Origin of the sequence: Phytobacter sp. V69 (genome assembly GCF_965644215.1) — a bacterium.
In the GTDB taxonomy this organism is placed as follows: Bacteria; Pseudomonadota; Gammaproteobacteria; order Enterobacterales; family Enterobacteriaceae; genus Phytobacter.
The window spans coordinates 1-17,297 of the sequence record NZ_CBFFRL010000100.1 but is presented as its reverse complement, the minus strand read 5'-3'; the positions used below and the strand labels follow the sequence as shown (position 1 = coordinate 17,297).

Here is a 17,297-nt window from a genome sequence, read left to right as displayed (position 1 = left end):
ACGGCCTCATTTCTCGCTGCCGTCCAGATCAGATGCATCGCTCTCTGGGCTAAAATCTTGTGACGACACTATCTAGCGATGTGCGCTCATCTTCTGCCAGGCAAGCGGCTGCGGTAAACAGCACGTCGGTTGAGGAGTTGATGGCGGTCTCGCAGGAGTCCTGTACGACGCCGATAATAAAGCCGACGGCCACCACCTGCATGGCGACGTCGGCTGAAATACCGAACATGTTGCAAGCCAGCGGAATGAGCAGCAGCGACCCGCCCGCCACCCCGGAGGCACCGCAGGCGCAGAGCGAAGCCACGACACTCAACAGCACCGCCGTGGGTACATCAACCGCTACCCCCAGCGTATGCACCGCCGCCAGCGTGAGCACGGTGATGGTGATCGCCGCGCCCGCCATATTGACCGTCGCTCCCAGCGGGATCGAAACGGCGTAGGTGTCTTTATCCAGTCCGAGCTTTTCACACAGCGCCATATTCACCGCCGAGCTGCGGGTGAAAAAAGCTGTCACACCACTTTCACGCAAACAGAGAAGCACCAGCGGATACGGGTTACGGCGGATTTTCACCCAGACCAGCAGCGGGTTAATCACCAGCGCGACCAGTACCATACAACCGACCAGCACCAGCAGCAGCTGTGCGTAGCCCCAGAGTGCGCCAAAGCCGGTTGTTGCAAGCGTTGAGGCCACCAGACCAAAGATGCCAAGCGGCGCAAAGCGAATCACCAGCGTGACCATAAACGTCACTGCGTTAGACAGATCGTTAAGCAGATTTTTGCTGGTCTCACTGCTGTGGCGCAGGGCAAAGCCAAGGCCAACGGCCCACACCAGGATTCCAATGTAATTCCCTTTGATCAGCGCATCGATCGGGTTTGCCACGATGTTCATCAGTAGTCCTTCCAGCACGCCGACAATGCCTGAAGGCGCGACGACATCGGTGGCGGCTGCCACCAGATGCAGGCTGGACGGGAACAGGAAACTGGCGACCACCGCCGTAAATGCCGCGGCGAAGGTGCCGATTACGTAGAGCAGCAGGATAGGGCGAATACTGATTTTTTGCCCCTGCTGATGATTTGCCACTGAGGCCATCACCAGCACCAGTACCAGAACCGGCGCCACGGCTTTTAGCGCACTGACAAACAGCGTGCCCAGCAGGCCAGCGGCGAGGGCGGTGCCCGGTGATAGCCAGCTCAGCAGGATGCCCAGTACCAGTCCGGCGAGAATTTGTTTGACGATATTGCCGCGCATCACGCGTTGCAACCATGTCGTAGCGGGTTGTGTTTGCATACCTTTTCCTTGGTTTTATTGGTGTTCCATTTTTTTAACGCAGAAGCAGTATAAGGAAATCAGGGTGGTGGGTGGATTTTCAGTGGGATGAGGGGATGGAATTCAGAAAAAGACAGGGGGTTGATGTGTACGCACCCGGAACAAAACGGCAAATAGACTATGTTGCAACGAGGGTATCCCGTTCACTTCTGGTTGATGGTGCATCTTTCATAAACGCGTCAGTGAACGTGCCAGGGCGGCTCAATCGCCACTGCCCTGGCGACCCGGGCTTCGGCGAGAAAATCGCCGCTGACGCGGCATTATTCGCCCCATCCCTTGGGCTCACCCCTTCGGGGTTAGCGCAGGCGCTATTCAAAATTGCTCCCGGCAATTTTGTCAGCTTATTCCGCCTGACTATCCCCTACGCCCGCGTCCATGCGGGCGGCCCCGGCCAGCCGTCAACGCTTCATCGATTTCCAGCCGGGCCAGGTCATCGCTGCCATTTCCTCATTCACCGGAACAGCATAGCCGCATTAAAAAAGTTACTCGACCCGCTCACGCTTATCGTTGCGATGGTTAACCCAGGCATTAATCAGCAGTGTGACCACAAGGATGCCGCCCACGATGCCAAGCGAGATGGCGATCGGGATATGGAAGAAATCGACAATCAGCATCTTGATACCGATAAACACCAGAATCACCGACAGACCGTATTTCAGCATCGAGAAGCGTTCTGCCACGCCTGCCAGCAGGAAGTACATCGCACGCAGGCCCAGGATCGCGAACAGGTTGGACGTTAGTACGATAAACGGGTCGGTGGTGACAGCAAAAATCGCCGGAATGCTGTCGACCGCAAAAATCACATCACTCAGTTCAACCAGAATCAGCACCAGCAGCAGCGGCGTGGCAAACAGCAGACCGTTCTTACGCACAAAGAAGCGCTCATTTTCGATTTTGTCCGTCATGCGCAGATGGCTGCGTAACCAGCGGACTAAAGGCTTATCGCCAATGCCGCCTTCATCTTCTTTTGCCAGCGCCATCTTCACGCCGGTGAACAGCAGGAAGGCGCCGAAGACATACAGCAGCCATTCGAACTGGGTGATAAGCCAGCTACCGGCGAAGATCATGATGGTACGCAGAACGATCGCGCCGAGCACGCCGTAGATCAATACGCGACGTTGCAGCGCAGCAGGTACCGAGAAGTAGCTGAACAGCATCAGCCAGACAAAGACGTTATCTACCGCCAGCGCTTTTTCAATCAGGTAACCGGTCAGGAATGCCAGCGCCTGGGTGTCGGCGACCGCGCGACCCTCGTTTTGTACCAGATACCACCAGAAGGCAGCGTTGAATAAGAGAGAAAGACTAACCCAAACCAGAGACCAGACGGCCGCCTGTTTCATAGACATCGTGTGCACGCCACGACGCCCCTGAAGCAGGAGATCGATAGCCAGCATGATAACGACAACAACGGCGAATCCGCCCCAGAGTAGCGGTGTACCGACAGTATTCATGTGAGATTCCTTAACACCTTACACTTCATCCTTCTGGCTGCCTCTTTGTTGGCTTCGACTGCTCACACCCGTCACTTACTTGAGTAAGCTCCAGGTGATTCTCAGTCTTGCCACCGCGACGCATCCAGAATGATTATGTGTATAAACAAAAACGGCTAACGTCGAAAGACGTCAGCCGCATGCTTTAGGTGCAATTGGATCCTCGCCTTTCGGCAAGGTCTCACTTACGTCACGTTAATGACGCCCGGCGACCGGATGCTTGTACCCGTTATATTTCGAACCGCTGCTACGTGACTGCAACTCGAAATCTTTAGGGTAGACGCATCGTAATGACGACCCACCGGCAACGAAGTTACTCCCCTTTGCTGGTAACAAAATATGACAGACCATTCGTCCTGTCAATGATCTGTAACATCTCTTTTACATACCTTTACGCTGGCTGTTCCACGCTCACATCATCTGCCGGGAACACCACGCCCGTCTGACGGCGGATTTCCGTCGACAGCTGCGCGGTAATCCGGCTGACCGCCAGGCCCGCATGGTTCACCTCATTCTGCTCGACCAGGCTGGCGAAGGTTTCCGCCTCGTACAACATGGTGTTGATATGCTGAGGCTGCGTCAGGTCCTGCGCTTTACCCCCGCGCGGCACGAAAGAGAGCTTCTGGCATTCGGAGATCTTCTCAATAACCAGTGAACCGGCTTCGCCCTGAATTTCGCTCGGCAGCACCGAGTCGCTCACTTTGGAGTGTTGCAGCGTGACGCTGAAATCACCGTAGTCGAGCACCGCCACGCCGTGGGCATCCACGCCGCTTTCCAGCAAACTGGCGGTGGCCTGCACACTTTTCGGTTCGCCCCAAAGCGCAACAGAAGCGGCCAGGACATAAAAACCGATATCCATAATCGAGCCGTTAGAGAACGCTGGGTTAAAGGTGTTCGGGTTTTCGTCATCCAGATAACGCTGGTAACGCGAAGAGTACTGGCAGTAGTTGAGAAACGCTTTGCGTACCTTGCCCGCTTTCGCCAGCGATTGTTTCAGCATTACAAAATTGGGCAGACTGGCGGTTTTAAACGCTTCGAACAGCACCACCTGGTTCTCTCTGGCACAGGCAATCGCCTCTTCCACTTCGCGCAGGTTCGACGCCAGCGGCTTTTCGCAAATCACATGCTTTTTGTGGCTGAGAAACAGCCGGGTTTGCGGAAAGTGCAGCGAGTTGGGACTGGCGATATACACCGCATCAATCTCATCGCTTTGCGCCATGGCGTCCAGCGAGGTAAACAGGTGCTCGACGGGGTAATCCCGGGAGAAATCCTGTGCCTGTTCAAGGCTGCGGGAGTACACCGCCGTGAGTTTATATTTGCCCGTTTCATGGGCGGCATCGACAAACTGGCGGGTGATCCAGTTTGTGCCAATGACAGCAAAACGTATCATTAAGCGAGTTCCTTTAACTGAGCACTGTCTGGCAATGTAGCACGATGCGCGGAGAGGAAAAAAGATTCATCTCCCGGTTATGGAAGACGTCTCGCATGTCACTCTTTTTGCTAAAAAAGATGCAGTCCGGCAATGCGATCCAGCGCGCGTTGCAAGGCATCATCTCCCGCCGTCAGGCTAATGCGAATAAACCCCTCTCCACCCTGACCAAAGCCCACGCCGGGGGCGACCAGCACGTGCGCTTCCTGCAATAGCATCTGGGCAAATTGCTGTGAGCTAAACGCGGGCGGTACCGCAAGCCAGAGGAAAAAGGTGCCTTGTGCTTCGCGTACCGGCCAGCGTAGCGCCGCCAGCCGGTGCAGCACTCGCTCGCGGCGCTGATGGTAAACCGCCACCAGTTGCGCCAGGCGCTCAGCGGGCAAGGAGAGCGCCGTCACCGCCGCATCCTGAATCGCGCCAAACACAGTGCTGTAGCTGTGGGTATGCAATTTTTTAAATGCTTTAATAATCGAGGCATTGCCGACCGCAAAACCAAAACGCCAGCCCGCCATATTAAAGGTCTTCGAGAAGGTGTAGGTTTCAACTCCCCATGCTTTCGCGTCAGGCTGAGAGAACAGGCTCAGCGGGGTATCCGTGCTGTTGCTGCCAATGGCCGCATAGGCAAAATCATGCAGGATCGGCACGTGATAACGCCTGGCAAATTGCAGCGCGCTGGCAAACAGCTCCGGGGTGGCCAGCGCACCCGTTGGATTATGCGGATAGTTGAGCACCACCAGCCCGGCGTTGTCGGCCACCTCACCCGGCACGTCGTTGAAATCGGGCAGGAACTGGTTTTCGGCGTGCAGCGGCAGGCCGAAAAAACGTGCCTGCGACTGTAGCGCCGCCGAGCGGTAAATGGGGTAGCAGGGGTCAGTTGAAATCAGGTACTGCCCTGGGCTGAGTACCGCCCGTGGGATCCCGCCTACGCCAATGTGCGAGCCCTGAAACACCGCCACTTCGCTATCCGGATCCAGCTCCACGCCGTAATGGCGGTAATAAAAGTCGGCAATCGCCTGGCGGACCTGCGGTTTACCCCAGAATGAGGGATAGCCGTGGTTTTCGCTTCGCTGAATAGCCGCCTGCAACGAGGCGACCACTTCCGGCGGCGTGGGTTGATCCGGGCTTCCGCTTGAGAGATCGATCAGCGGCAAATCGGGGGTATTCACCTGGGCGGCGAGCTTTTCCAGTACACTAAATAAATTCTCTTCCAGCGCATCGACCAGCGGTGAAGCATTAAAATCAGGCATGGTGTTCTCGGATGTATTTATCAATATACTTTCCATCTTTAATTTATTTTTCTGCATTGTCTAAACAACAAAATTAGCTATTCATTGCTGTTTTTTGGATATGTATTTTCTGATTATATTTATGACAAAAAAGCAAAATGAAATCCGGGAATGCGACTTACAACGCACAGTCGGCTGTGATTTAATCGATTTTAATTGCACACCAACGGGAAAAATGCGTTATGAAAAAGCCAGTTGTATTGGGTTTTGTCTTTGCTCTGTTGTCATCGTCTTCTTTTCTGGCTACAGCGCAGGATAATATTATTCGTGTCGGTTTTAACCCAGGGCCTTATAAAGAACAATTTGAAAAAGGCGTCGCCCCTTTTCTGATTAAGAAAGGCTACAAAGTCGAATATAAAGATTTCAGCGATGGTATTCAGGTAAACGACGCGGTTGCGCGCGGCAATATCGAAGCCAATATCATGCAGCACCCGGTGTATCTGAAATCGGTGAACGAACGTCTGGGCATCGACAATATCGGTATCGTCCAGGTGCCAACACCGCCGATGGGGCTGTACAGCGGCAAAATCAAAGAGCTGAAAACCCCGGCGCAAGGCACAGTGATTTCTGTTCCTAATCAGCCACCTAATGAATATCGTGCCCTTCTGGTGCTGCAAAGTCTCGGCTGGGTAAAACTCAAGCCAGACAGCGATCCGGCCACCTTCTCGCAGCGCAATATCCTTGAGAACCCGTACAAAATTGTCCTTAAAGAGATGGATAACGCGCAGCAGGTCCGTGCGTTGCCAGACGTGGATTACGGTTTGATTCAGGGTAACTTTGCCGTTTCCAGCGGCCTGAAACTCAATTCGGCATTGCAGCTTGAAACCCCGGTGAGTCAGTTTATTAACGTCGTGACCATCGCCGGTAAAAATAAAGATGCGCAGTTTGCCAAAGATATTGTTGCCGGGTATCAATCAGCTGATTTCAAAAATTATATTCTGACCCATGAGCAATATAATGGTTATCTGCTGCCTGAATATTTGAAATGAACAACGCAATGATTGAATTTCGCCATGTCAGCAAAACATTCTCCAGAAAAGGGGATCCGGTTCTGGCATTGAAGGATATTAACCTCAGCATTAGTAAGGGCGATATTTTCGGGATTATTGGTTATAGCGGTGCAGGGAAAAGTACCTTGCTACGTTTAATCAATCGTCTCGAATCGCCAAGCCAGGGTGAGGTGGTGATTAATGGCGACGTGTTGCAGGAATTTAGCGGAAAACGTCTGCATGCCATAAAGAAAGATATTGGTATGATCTTTCAGAATTTTAATTTGCTGAATTCGAAAACAGTTTTCCATAACGTGGCCATTCCGCTCATTTTGCAGGGGCGTGATAAGGCGTTTATTCAGGCCCGGGTCACCGAGTTGCTGGAATTCGTCAATCTCAGCGACAAGGTGCACAGCTTCCCGAACGAGTTGTCGGGCGGGCAAAAACAGCGTGTCGGTATCGCCCGCGCGCTGGCGACCAACCCGTCAGTCCTGTTGTGCGATGAAGCGACATCGGCGCTTGATCCCCATACCACGGTACAGATCTTACTGCTGTTGCAGGAGATCAACCGCCGCTATGGCATCACTATCGTGCTGATTACCCACGAAATGTCAGTTATTCAGAAAATCTGTAACAAGGTCGCGGTGATGCAAAACGGCAGTATCGTGGAGCAGGGCGAGGTCTTTAGCCTGTTTGCTCAGCCGCAGCATCCGGTCACCGCCAGCTTTGTGCAGTCGGTGATCCACGACGCGCTGCCGGAGCGCGTCTCTTCTGTGCTGCAACGGGATAACGGTGCGCAGGCTCTGCGCCTCGAATTTGTTGGCGCAACGGCGCAGCAGCCCATCATCAACCGCATCATCAAAGACTATGCCATTGAGGTGAATATCCTTTTTGCCAGCATGTCCGAAGTCCAGAGCCGCATTCTGGGGTTCATGATCGTGCAGATCCTCGGCGAGCCGGAGCAGACCGATAGCGCCATTGCCCATCTTCGCGACGCAGGAGTGAAAATCACCCATGTTTGAGTTTATTGACACCGCTGTCACTGGCGATCAATTCCTGCTGGCGCTGCACGACACCCTGGTGATGATTGCCGTTTCGCTGGGCTTTGGTTCGCTGCTTGGCATTCCATTAGGCATTGTGCTGGTGGTGTGTCGTCCTGGCGGCATCCTGCCCAACCGTTTTGTGCATCAGGTGCTAAACCCGACGATCAACGTAGTCCGCTCGCTGCCGTTTATCATTTTGCTGATCACTATTTTACCCTTCACCCGTCTGGTGGTCGGCACCACCATCGGTACCGCGGGCGCGATTGTGCCGCTGATTGTCTTTATTGCGCCTTACATCTCGCGGCTGGTGGAAAGCTCGCTGCTGGAGGTGGACGAGGGCATTCTCGAAGCCGCCGACGCCATGGGTGCCACCACCTTACAGACCATCTGGCACTTTATGCTGCCGGAAGCCGCGTCATCGCTGATTCTGGCCCTTACCACCGCCACCATCGGCCTGCTGGGCGCCACCGCCATGGCCGGAACCGTGGGCGGCGGCGGGATCGGCGATTTGGCCATTACCTACGGATACCAGCGCTTTGACGCCTTTGCCACGCTGGTCACTGCGCTGGTGCTGATTGTGATTGTTCAGCTTATCCAGACCCTCGGAACCCGCTTTGCTCGCCGTATTCGCCGCGAGTGAGGCTGCTCTTTCATTTATCAGGAGATTAACATGCCAGTTGTAGAGAGCTTTACCCTCGACCACACCAAAGTCAAAGCCCCGTATGTCCGCGTGGCCGGTTATGAACGCCACAAATTGGGCAGCGTGGTGCAAAAGTTCGATTTACGTTTCCTGCAGCCCAACGTGGATGCCATTCCCACTGCGGCGCTGCACACCCTGGAACATCTGCTGGCGTTTGGCCTGCGCGAGGAGCTGGAAGGGGTTATCGATATTTCGCCAATGGGCTGCCGTACCGGTTTCTACCTGATCCTGTGGGATGAGCACGATCCGAAAAATATTGCCGCCGCGCTGACCCGCGTCCTGCAACGCGTGGTAACCGCCACCGATGTGCCTGCGGTGACGCCGCTGGCCTGCGGCAACTATCGCGACCACTCGCTGTTCTCCGCCCAGGAGTACGCGAAGCTGGTGCTGGACGCGGGCATCAGTGACGACCCGTTTCGGGCCTAAGCGATGATTGCCCTCGATTTCAGCGGCCAGACCGCCGTGGTGACGGGCGGTTTGCAGGGGATTGGTAAAGCCATTGCGGAACTGTTGCATCGGGGCGGCGCGAACGTGGTGATCGGCGATATTGCCGCCCGAGCGCGGGAGCAAACGGCCCGCCAACTGGTGCTGCGTACCGATGTGGCTTCTCGCGAACAGGCCCATCAGCTGATTGAGGCCGCCGTGGAGACCTTCGGCGGCGTGGATATCCTGGTCAACAGCTGCGGCGTCTCGGCGATGAGTACGGTAACGCAGATGAGCGATGCCGACTGGCAGCGGATTCTGGACGTCAACGTCAAAAGCATTGGCTATCTGGCGGAGGCGGCCATCCCGCTGATGAAAGCCAAAAGCGGTGGTCGCATCATCAATATCGCTTCGCAGGCGGGCAAAAATGGCTACCGGCTGATGGGTCAGTATGTGGCGTCGAAACATGCGGTGCTCGGCCTGACCAAAGTGATGGCCATTGAGCTCGCCCGCGACAACATCCTGGTCAACGCGGTGTGCCCCGGCATTGTCGAGACCGAGATGAAGTGGCGCGAGCGTCGCGAAGGCGCGGAGCTGCGCGGCATGACGCCGGAGGCGATTTATGCCGAAGACTGTTCGCAGGTTTTGCTGGGACGCACGGCGCAGCCCGCCGAAGTGGCGGGCGTGGTGGCGTTTCTGGCCAGCCCGCTGGCGGCCTATATGACCGGGCAGGCGATTAATGTTACCGGTGGGATGACGATGCACTAAAAACCTGCCCATCAGGCAATGCCGGATGGCGGCTAACGCCTTATCCGGCCTACGAGTAACGTCGGCAGACTGCATTGCATCCTTGTCTGATTCGAGGTAAGCCCCATGAAAACTGAAAAACCAGAACACAACCTGGCCGTGATGCACTGGGGAACCTACCGGGTGACCACCGATAACGGCAAACTGACCGCTGTCAGCCCGGTGGCCTGGGATCGCAACCCGTCGCGCATTGGGCAATCGCTGCCGGGTGCGGTGCAAGGGACATCACGCGTTCGTCGTCCGGCGGTGCGGGAAGGGTTTCTTAAAGGGGGCGCTACCTCGCGGGAAGGGCGCGGGCGCGAACCTTTTGTCGAAGTGAGCTGGGAGCAGGCGCTGACGTTGGTGGCCGATGAGCTTACTCGGGTGAAACGCGAGCAGGGCAATGCGGCGATTTATGGCGGCTCTTATGGCTGGTCGAGCGCCGGACGCTTTCATCACGCGCAAAGCCAGCTGCACCGTTTTCTCAATTTCTTTGGCGGCTATACCGGCAGCACCAATACCTACAGCATCGCCGCCGGGGAGCGTATTTTGCCGCACATCCTTGGCGATCTCGATACCTTACAACGCCAGCACACCCACTGGCCGGTACTGGCGGAACACTGCGAGCTGTTTGTCGCCATCGGTGGCCTGCCGCTGCGTAATGCGCAGGTTAACGGCGGCGGAGCCAACGACCACGCCCTGCAACACTGGCTGACGACGCTGCGCGCTAACGGCACTCGCTTTATCAATATCAGCCCGGTGCAAAACGATCTTTCAGCCGTACCGGATGCCGACTGGCTGGCGGTTAAACCCGGCAGCGACACCGCGCTGCTGTTGGCGCTCTGCCAGGTGTTGATTGCCGATGAGTTATACGACCGGGCGTTTGTTGACAGCCACACGGTCGGGTTCGCGCCATATCGCGATTACCTGTTTGGCCGGGGCGATGGGGTGGTGAAAAGCCCGGAATGGGCCGAGTCCAGAACCGGACTGGCCGCCGGAACGATTCGCCAACTGGCGCATGAGATGGCGCGGCATCGCACAATGATCAACATCGCCTGGTCGGTACAGCGCGCCTGCCAGGGAGAGCAAACCTTCTGGGCGACGGTGGCGTTAACCGCGCTGCTGGGGCAGATTGGCACACCCGGCGGCGGGCTGGGCTTTGGCTATGCCTCGACCAATCTGGCGGGGGCCGACCGACGCGTCTTTTCCGGCCCGCGCTTATCTCAGGGGCGCAATCCGGTTGCAGGCAAAATCCCGGTCGCCCGTTTCTCCGACATGCTGCTGCACCCCGGCGAGCCTTACGAATTCGACGGGCAGACTAACCTTTACCCGGATATTCGCTTCGTCTACTGGGCCGGTGGCAATGTGTTTCATCACCATCAGGATCTGAACAAGCTGGTACGCGCCTGGCGACGTCCGGAAACCATTGTGGTCCATGAGCAGTACTGGACCGCGCAGGCGAAATTTGCCGACATCGTCCTGCCCGCCACCACCTCGCTTGAGCGGGAGGATATCGGCAGCGCCAGCAACGATGGCTTTATGATTGCCATGCGCCAGCACATTGCGCCGTTTGCCGATGCCCGCGATGACTATGCCATTTTCAGCGGGCTTGCCGCCCGCCTCGGGTTTGGCGAGGCCTACACCGAAGGACGCAGCGCCAAAGCCTGGCTGCAGGTGATGTATGAGCAGTCGCGCCCGCGCGCCGAGGCCGAGGGGATCGCGCTTCCGGCGTTCGATGATTTCTGGCAGCAGGGCGTGCTGGAATTTACCCGTCCCGCCGAGCCACAAATCCTGCTTAAGGATTTTCGTGACGATCCGCTTAACGCCCCGCTTGCCACACCTTCCGGCAAGATAGAGCTTTTTTCGCAGACGATTGCCGGGTTTGGCTACGAAGAGTGTCCGGGTCATCCGTACTGGCACGAGCCGGAAGCGCAGTATCAGCAGACGGTTGCCCGCGAATGGCCGCTGCATTTGCTCTCCAGCCAGCCGCGTACCCGCCTGCACAGCCAGTATGACCACGGTAGCGTAAGCCGGAACACCAAAATTTCCGGGCGCGAACCGCTGTGGATCCATCCGCACGATGCTGCCGCGCGCGGTATTCGCGATGGCGATGTGGTGAAAGTGTTCAATACCCGAGGCGCGCTGCTGGCGGGGGCGAGGCTGAGTGATGCGATTCGGCCCGGCGTGGTGCAGATGTCTACCGGCGCCTGGTATGACCCGGAAAATACCGCCGACGCTCAGCCACTGGACAAGCACGGCAATCCCAATGTGTTAACCGAAGATCGCGGCAGTTCGCGTCTGGGACAGGGCTGTACCGCGCAGAGTTGCCGGGTGGAGATTGCGAAATTTGAGGGGAAGTTGCCAGCGGTAACAGCCTGGGAACCGCCTGTTTTTGTCACGCTCAAGCAACAAAAACAGGCGTGAAACGTTACTGCACGGCGGCGAAGGCCGAGGCCACGCGTGCGATATTGCCGTGGTTAAGGCCCGCTACGCAGACACGGCCGCTGGCAATCAGGTAGACCCCAAAGGCTTCACGCAGTTTATCCACCTGTTCTGCGCTGAACCCGGTGTAGCTAAACATTCCGCGCTGGGTCAGCAGGTAGGTAAAATCGTGATCCGGCAGAGCGTCTTTAAGCACATCCACCAGGGCCTGGCGCATTTCGCTGATGCGGGTGCGCATGGCATCCACTTCTGCACGCCACAGCGCGTTGAGCGCCGGATCGTTCAGCACCATGGAAACCACCTGCGCGCCAAAGTTTGGCGGGCTGGAGTAGTTGCGACGCACGGTGGCCTTCAACTGACCCAGCACGCGCCCGGCGGCGTCGGCGTCTTCACACACCACGGACAACCCGCCCACGCGCTCGCCGTACAGCGAGAAAATCTTGGAGAACGAGTTGCTGACCAGCGCAGGCAGGCCGGTGCTGGCAATCGCGCGAATGACGTAGGCGTCATCTTCCAGACCGGCGCCAAAGCCCTGATAGGCGATGTCGAGGAACGGGATCAGATCGCGGGAAATCAGCACTTCAATCACTTCATCCCACTGGGCATTCGTCAGGTCCGCACCCGTCGGGTTATGGCAGCACGGATGCAGTAGCACAATACTGCGAGGCGGCAGCTGTTTTAAGGTGCTTAGCATGCCGCTGAAATCGACGCCGCGCGTAGCGTTATCGAAGTACGGATAGGTGTGTACGTTAAACCCGGCGCCGGCAAAAATAGCGATGTGGTTTTCCCAGGTCGGATCGCTAACCCACACGTCGGAATCCGGGAAGTAGCGTTTCAGGAAATCGGCCCCCACTTTCAGCGCACCGGAACCGCCCAGCGTCTGAATAGTGGCGATACGCCCGGCGTTCAACGCCGGATGGTTGTCGCCAAACAGCAGCGTCTGAATGGCGCTGCGATAAGGGGCAAAACCTTCCATCGGCAGATAGAGGCTGGCTTTTTGCGGCAGGCGTTGCAGGCGGGCTTCGGCCTGTTGTACCGCCTCAAGGCGAGGAATGATGGCCTGTTCGTTATAGTACAGCCCGATGCTGAGGTTCACTTTGTCAGCACGGTTGTCCTGATGGAAAGTCTCCATCAACGACAGGATAGGATCGCCCGCGTAGGCGTCAACGTTCTGGAACACAGTCACTACTCCTGAAATTACAGTCAGAGGTCAATCCATTACACCGCGTAGCGTCCCGGGCGGTGGTTCATGGCAATAATCGAATTCAGAATCACGGCGCCGAGAATAGAAACCGCCAGAATCGGCAGGCTCACCACGAACAGCGATGCGGTGACGATGCAGGCATCCACCACCATCTGGAATTTACCGGCGCGGATACCGCTTTTATCCTGCAGATAGAGCGCCAGAATATTCACGCCGCCGAGGCTCGCTTTATGGCGGAACAGCACCACAAAACCAATTCCCACAACAATGTTGCCAAACAGCGTGGCGTAGTAAGGATTGAGCTGGTCGAAATGAATAAAGCGGCCGTGCAGATCGGAAAACAGCGACACCAGCGCTACCGCACAGAAGGTTTTCAGGGTGAACTGCGTCCCCATCCGGCGAATTGAGAGCCAGTAAAACGGCAGGTTAATCGCAAAGAAGGCGACGCCAAACGGTACATGGGTGGCGTAGTGGATCAGAAACGCCATGCCTGCGGTGCCGCCCGTCAGCGCACCTGCCTGGCGAAATAAAATAATGCCGAAGGAGATCATCAGCGTGCCAAACAGCAGCGCCAGCGCATCTTCCAGCCAGGTGTGAGCGAGTTTATTGGGAGTCAGGACGTTATCCATAAGAAAGTACGATTCAACAATTGCTAAAGATAAGTAATATCTTGCAAAAATCGCACCAGAACCGCTTCCCGGTACGACTGAATGCGGGAAAAACAGGCGGTCGTATCGCTAACGCATTGATATGACGAAAAGAGAGTTTTGCGTGTTTCGTGCGTTTTACGGCTTATTTTCGGGTAATGTGTGTATTTTTGTCTCGCCATATACATTGATTAACCAAATGGTTGCACCAAAATAAGGCGCATTGCCCTGTATTAGGGCAGCAGTCCACTCCCCGGCATTAGCTGACCATTCTCTTTCAGCCTGTTTAGCACGACCGAGGTTTTCAAATGCGCGACCCCTTTATTTTGCGCCAGAATATGGCTGATGAGGTGGCTTAAGCCCGGCAAATCCGGCACGGCAACGCGCAGCAGATAATCCGCATCGCCGGTGGTTTTCCAGGCGTCGAGAATGGCGTCCAATTCGCTCAGCATCTGGTGAAAACTCTCCACATACTCCTGCGTATGGTTTAAAAGACGCACCTCAATCAGCCCCAGCATTTCACGCCCGGCCGCGTCCGGCGCGAGTCGCGCATGGTAGCCGAGGATCAGCTGCGCCTGTTCGAGCGCGATGCGACGGCGTGAACACTGGGAAGCGGAAAGGCCGATGAGATCGCTCAGTTCCTGGTTGGTCAAACGGCCATTGGCCTGGAGCAGGGTGAGGATTTTCAGATCAAAGTCGTCGATGTTATACATGTGCGCCAATACCGGAACAAAAGAGTGGCTACCAGACTAACAGCTTTTTTGATGGCGGGAAGCCTGACGGCATTGCGCTTTTTCCCTCTGCACCAAAACAGTTCGTCTTCATGCATATTGAGGCTGTTTTTCTCATGAATTGTGCAAATAAAACGGTTTTTGTGCGCATATCTGCTGAAAATTCCACCATTGCTCACAAGATGTGAATCTGACTAAAAATTTAAATTTTTTGCTTATTCAGTCAGTTAGCCTGACGTTGTCGATCTCTTCCCGCTGACTGGCCTGAAAGTTGCTCAGGCGGAGGGTGACTTTTACAGACAGGGGAGAGGTCAGAGATGGCAGCACAACACGATAACGAATTAAAACGCGGGTTAAAAAACCGACATATCCAGTTAATTGCGCTCGGTGGGGCCGTGGGCACCGGGCTGTTTTTGGGCATTGCGCAGACCATTCGCATGGCCGGACCGTCCGTACTGCTGGGGTACGCGATAGCCGGGGTGATTGCCTTTTTCATCATGCGCCAGCTTGGTGAAATGGTGGTGGAAGAGCCGGTGGCGGGGTCATTCAGCCATTTCGCCAACCGCTACTGGGGACCGTTCGCCGGGTTTATGTCCGGCTGGAACTACTGGGTGCTGTATGTGTTGGTAAGCATGGCGGAACTGACGGCGGTCGGGATTTATATTCAATACTGGTGGCCAGACGTGCCCACGTGGGTGTCAGCGGCCATTTTCTTTGTGGCCATTAACGCTATCAATCTGACGAATGTCAAAGTGTACGGTGAGATGGAGTTTTGGTTCTCCATCATTAAGGTCGCCGCCATTATCAGCATGATTGCCTTTGGCGGCTATCTGCTGTTCAGCGGTAGCGGCGGCCCGGAGGCATCCGTGGCGAACCTGTGGCAGGACGGCGGTTTCTTCCCGAACGGCATCAGCGGATTAGTGATGGCCATGGCGGTGATCATGTTCTCTTTTGGCGGACTGGAGCTGGTGGGGATCACGGCGGCAGAAGCCGACGACCCGCAAAAAAGCATTCCTAAAGCCACCAATCAGGTTATCTACCGCATCCTGCTGTTTTATGTGGGTTCGCTGGCCGTTTTACTGTCGCTCTACCCGTGGAAAAACGTGGTGGAAGGCGGCAGCCCGTTCGTGCTGATTTTCCACGCGCTGGACAGCAACATCGTCGCTAACGCCCTCAATCTGGTGGTGCTCTCCGCCGCGCTGTCGGTCTACAACAGCTGCGTTTACTGCAACAGCCGGATGCTGTTTGGCCTGGCGCAGCAGGGTAACGCCCCGCGTTCGCTGCTCAGGGTAAACCGCCGGGGGATCCCGCTGACCGCGCTGGGCGTTTCCGCCGTTGCAACGGCGCTGTGCGTGTTGATCAACTATGTGATGCCGGGCAAGGCCTTTGAATTGCTGATGGCACTGGTGGTGGCCGCGCTGGTGATCAACTGGGCGATGATTTGCATCACCCACCTGAAATTCCGTCTCGCCATGCAGAAAGCCGGGAAAACCACCGCCTTTAAAAGCCTCGGTTAACCACTGACTAACGTTATTTGTCTGCTATTCCTGGCGGGGATCCTGGTGGTGATGTTTATGACGCCGGGGATCCGCATTTCCGTATGTCTGATCCCGGTATGGCTGCTGGTGCTGGGTGCGGGCTATATGTTCAAGAAAAAACGCGCCGCCGCAACGGCGCTGGTGGCGGGCGTTAATCAGGGCTAAAGATAGCGCCGGGGTGCAACTCCGGCGTTTATAACGCCTTGTGTAAGTGGATAACCGTGCGGGCGTTCGAGGCGCTGGTTGCCAGCACGTCAATCACGCCGGTACGCAGTGCGCCGAGGATCGCGGTGGCTTTGGTGCTCTCAGAGGCAATGGCAATCACGCACGGAATGGCGCGCAATTGTTCAAGGCTGAGGCCGATAACCCGATTGTTCATCACCGTGTCTACCGGCGTGCCCTGAATATTGAAAAAACTATAGCCCGCCAGATCGCCCACCACGCCTTGCTCCTGGCGTGCGGTGATGATCTCCTGCGGCGTAAACCATCCCAGTTGCACCATAAAGCTGTTTTCGTTCATATCCCCAAGACCGATGATTGCCACATCCGCTTTACTGGCCTGCTCAAGCGTGGCTTTGATCAACCGGTTCTGGATAAACGCCTCGCGCAGCGCCGGGGTTTCAACATAGGCCGGGGCATACAGCGTTTCGCTATGACCGTTAAACTTACGCGCCAGATTACGACTGATATGGTCGGCATCAATAAGCTGGCCATCACGGGTGGTACCGCCAATGCCGCAGATAAAACGGCAGTTGCGTTCCGGGAAGATGCCCACATGGTTGGCCACCGCCGCGACATTGCGCCCCTGGCCGACCGCGACCGTCATGTCGTTTTTCAGGATCGTGGCGAGATAGTTACTCACCAGCGCGGCAACCTGCTGGCGTTGTTCATCTTCGTCGTGGTGATCGAGGGCAATCAGCACCCGCTTCATGTCAAAATTTTGAATGAACTGTTGTTCAATCTGAGAACTAAAGACCGGATGATACTTGACGTTGATTTCAACGATTCCCTCATGGCGGGCTTTTTTTAACAGTCGGCCCACCTTGATACGCGAGATCCCAAATCGCTGGGCAATTTCTTCCTGAGTCTGCTCCTGCTCGTAATAGGCTACGGCTATTTCCGTCAGGAGTTCGTAATCTGAGTCTTGTTCAGCCATCGCGTTGTTTTTCCATTCCCGATACCTCCCTAAGGAAGGTGCGATTTAATCGGTGGGGTTCAGTGGAGTCCTTAGCTGTATTAGCCTTACCTTAGCTGAGCTGTAT

14 protein-coding genes and 1 pseudogene are annotated in these 17,297 nt (G+C 56.0%); 7 read left to right on the top strand and 8 right to left on the bottom strand.

What is annotated here, in order from left to right:
• Nucleotides 1–49: 49 nt before the first annotated feature.
• From sstT to ACSZPU_RS14940, 4 genes are all read right to left on the bottom strand, one after another.
• Complete coding sequence (gene sstT / locus ACSZPU_RS14955; protein ID WP_499000196.1) at nt 50–1,288, bottom strand: serine/threonine transporter SstT; 1,239 nt, start codon at nt 1,286–1,288, stop codon at nt 50–52.
• Between the two features lie 521 nt (nt 1,289–1,809).
• On the bottom strand, nt 1,810–2,778 hold the full coding sequence (locus ACSZPU_RS14950) for a TerC family protein (RefSeq protein WP_499000194.1): 969 nt from the start codon (nt 2,776–2,778) through the stop codon (nt 1,810–1,812).
• 430 nt (nt 2,779–3,208) lie between these two features.
• Nucleotides 3,209–4,207, bottom strand: a complete 999-nt coding sequence (locus ACSZPU_RS14945) for a Gfo/Idh/MocA family protein (protein WP_499000192.1) — start codon at nt 4,205–4,207, stop codon at nt 3,209–3,211.
• Between the two features lie 110 nt (nt 4,208–4,317).
• On the bottom strand, nt 4,318–5,493 hold the full coding sequence (locus ACSZPU_RS14940) for an aminotransferase class I/II-fold pyridoxal phosphate-dependent enzyme (RefSeq protein ID WP_499000199.1): 1,176 nt from the start codon (nt 5,491–5,493) through the stop codon (nt 4,318–4,320).
• A 221-nt stretch (nt 5,494–5,714) separates the two neighbouring features.
• Here ACSZPU_RS14940 and ACSZPU_RS14935 point away from each other — a divergent pair, with 221 nt between their 5' ends.
• From ACSZPU_RS14935 to ACSZPU_RS14910, 6 genes are all read left to right on the top strand, one after another.
• Nucleotides 5,715–6,521: a MetQ/NlpA family ABC transporter substrate-binding protein gene (locus tag ACSZPU_RS14935; RefSeq protein WP_499000189.1), complete on the top strand. Its 807-nt coding sequence runs from the start codon at nt 5,715–5,717 to the stop codon at nt 6,519–6,521.
• An 8-nt stretch (nt 6,522–6,529) separates the two neighbouring features.
• The gene (locus tag ACSZPU_RS14930; protein ID WP_499000187.1) at nt 6,530–7,543 is read left to right on the top strand and encodes a methionine ABC transporter ATP-binding protein; all 1,014 of its coding nucleotides are present in this window, start codon (nt 6,530–6,532) and stop codon (nt 7,541–7,543) included.
• Complete coding sequence (locus tag ACSZPU_RS14925; RefSeq protein WP_499000185.1) at nt 7,536–8,204, top strand: methionine ABC transporter permease; 669 nt, start codon at nt 7,536–7,538, stop codon at nt 8,202–8,204. Before ACSZPU_RS14930 ends, ACSZPU_RS14925 begins: the two co-directional genes overlap by 8 nt.
• 30 nt (nt 8,205–8,234) lie before the next feature.
• On the top strand, nt 8,235–8,690 hold the full coding sequence (locus ACSZPU_RS14920) for an S-ribosylhomocysteine lyase (RefSeq protein ID WP_499000182.1): 456 nt from the start codon (nt 8,235–8,237) through the stop codon (nt 8,688–8,690).
• Nucleotides 8,691–8,693: 3 nt separating this feature from the next.
• Nucleotides 8,694–9,455 (top strand): SDR family NAD(P)-dependent oxidoreductase, encoded by a 762-nt coding sequence (locus tag ACSZPU_RS14915; protein WP_499000180.1) that lies wholly within the window; start codon nt 8,694–8,696, stop codon nt 9,453–9,455.
• A gap of 105 nt (nt 9,456–9,560) precedes the next feature.
• Nucleotides 9,561–11,897 (top strand): molybdopterin-dependent oxidoreductase, encoded by a 2,337-nt coding sequence (locus ACSZPU_RS14910; protein ID WP_499000177.1) that lies wholly within the window; start codon nt 9,561–9,563, stop codon nt 11,895–11,897.
• A gap of 4 nt (nt 11,898–11,901) precedes the next feature.
• Here the strand turns inward: ACSZPU_RS14910 and ACSZPU_RS14905 are convergent, their stop codons facing one another.
• From ACSZPU_RS14905 to ACSZPU_RS14895, 3 genes are all read right to left on the bottom strand, one after another.
• The gene (locus ACSZPU_RS14905) at nt 11,902–13,095 is read right to left on the bottom strand and encodes an amino acid aminotransferase (protein ID WP_499000175.1); all 1,194 of its coding nucleotides are present in this window, start codon (nt 13,093–13,095) and stop codon (nt 11,902–11,904) included.
• A gap of 38 nt (nt 13,096–13,133) precedes the next feature.
• Nucleotides 13,134–13,748 carry a YitT family protein gene (locus tag ACSZPU_RS14900; RefSeq protein WP_499000173.1) on the bottom strand — a complete coding sequence of 205 codons (615 nt, stop codon included), beginning with the start codon at nt 13,746–13,748 and terminating at the stop codon, nt 13,134–13,136.
• A 251-nt stretch (nt 13,749–13,999) separates the two neighbouring features.
• Nucleotides 14,000–14,479 (bottom strand): Lrp/AsnC family transcriptional regulator, encoded by a 480-nt coding sequence (locus ACSZPU_RS14895; protein ID WP_499000171.1) that lies wholly within the window; start codon nt 14,477–14,479, stop codon nt 14,000–14,002.
• A 335-nt stretch (nt 14,480–14,814) separates the two neighbouring features.
• Here ACSZPU_RS14895 and ACSZPU_RS14890 point away from each other — a divergent pair.
• Nucleotides 14,815–16,200, top strand: a pseudogene (locus ACSZPU_RS14890) (amino acid permease).
• Between the two features lie 28 nt (nt 16,201–16,228).
• Here the strand turns inward: ACSZPU_RS14890 and ACSZPU_RS14885 are convergent.
• The gene (locus ACSZPU_RS14885) at nt 16,229–17,191 is read right to left on the bottom strand and encodes a sugar-binding transcriptional regulator (RefSeq protein ID WP_047373026.1); all 963 of its coding nucleotides are present in this window, start codon (nt 17,189–17,191) and stop codon (nt 16,229–16,231) included.
• Nucleotides 17,192–17,297 lie beyond the last annotated feature (106 nt).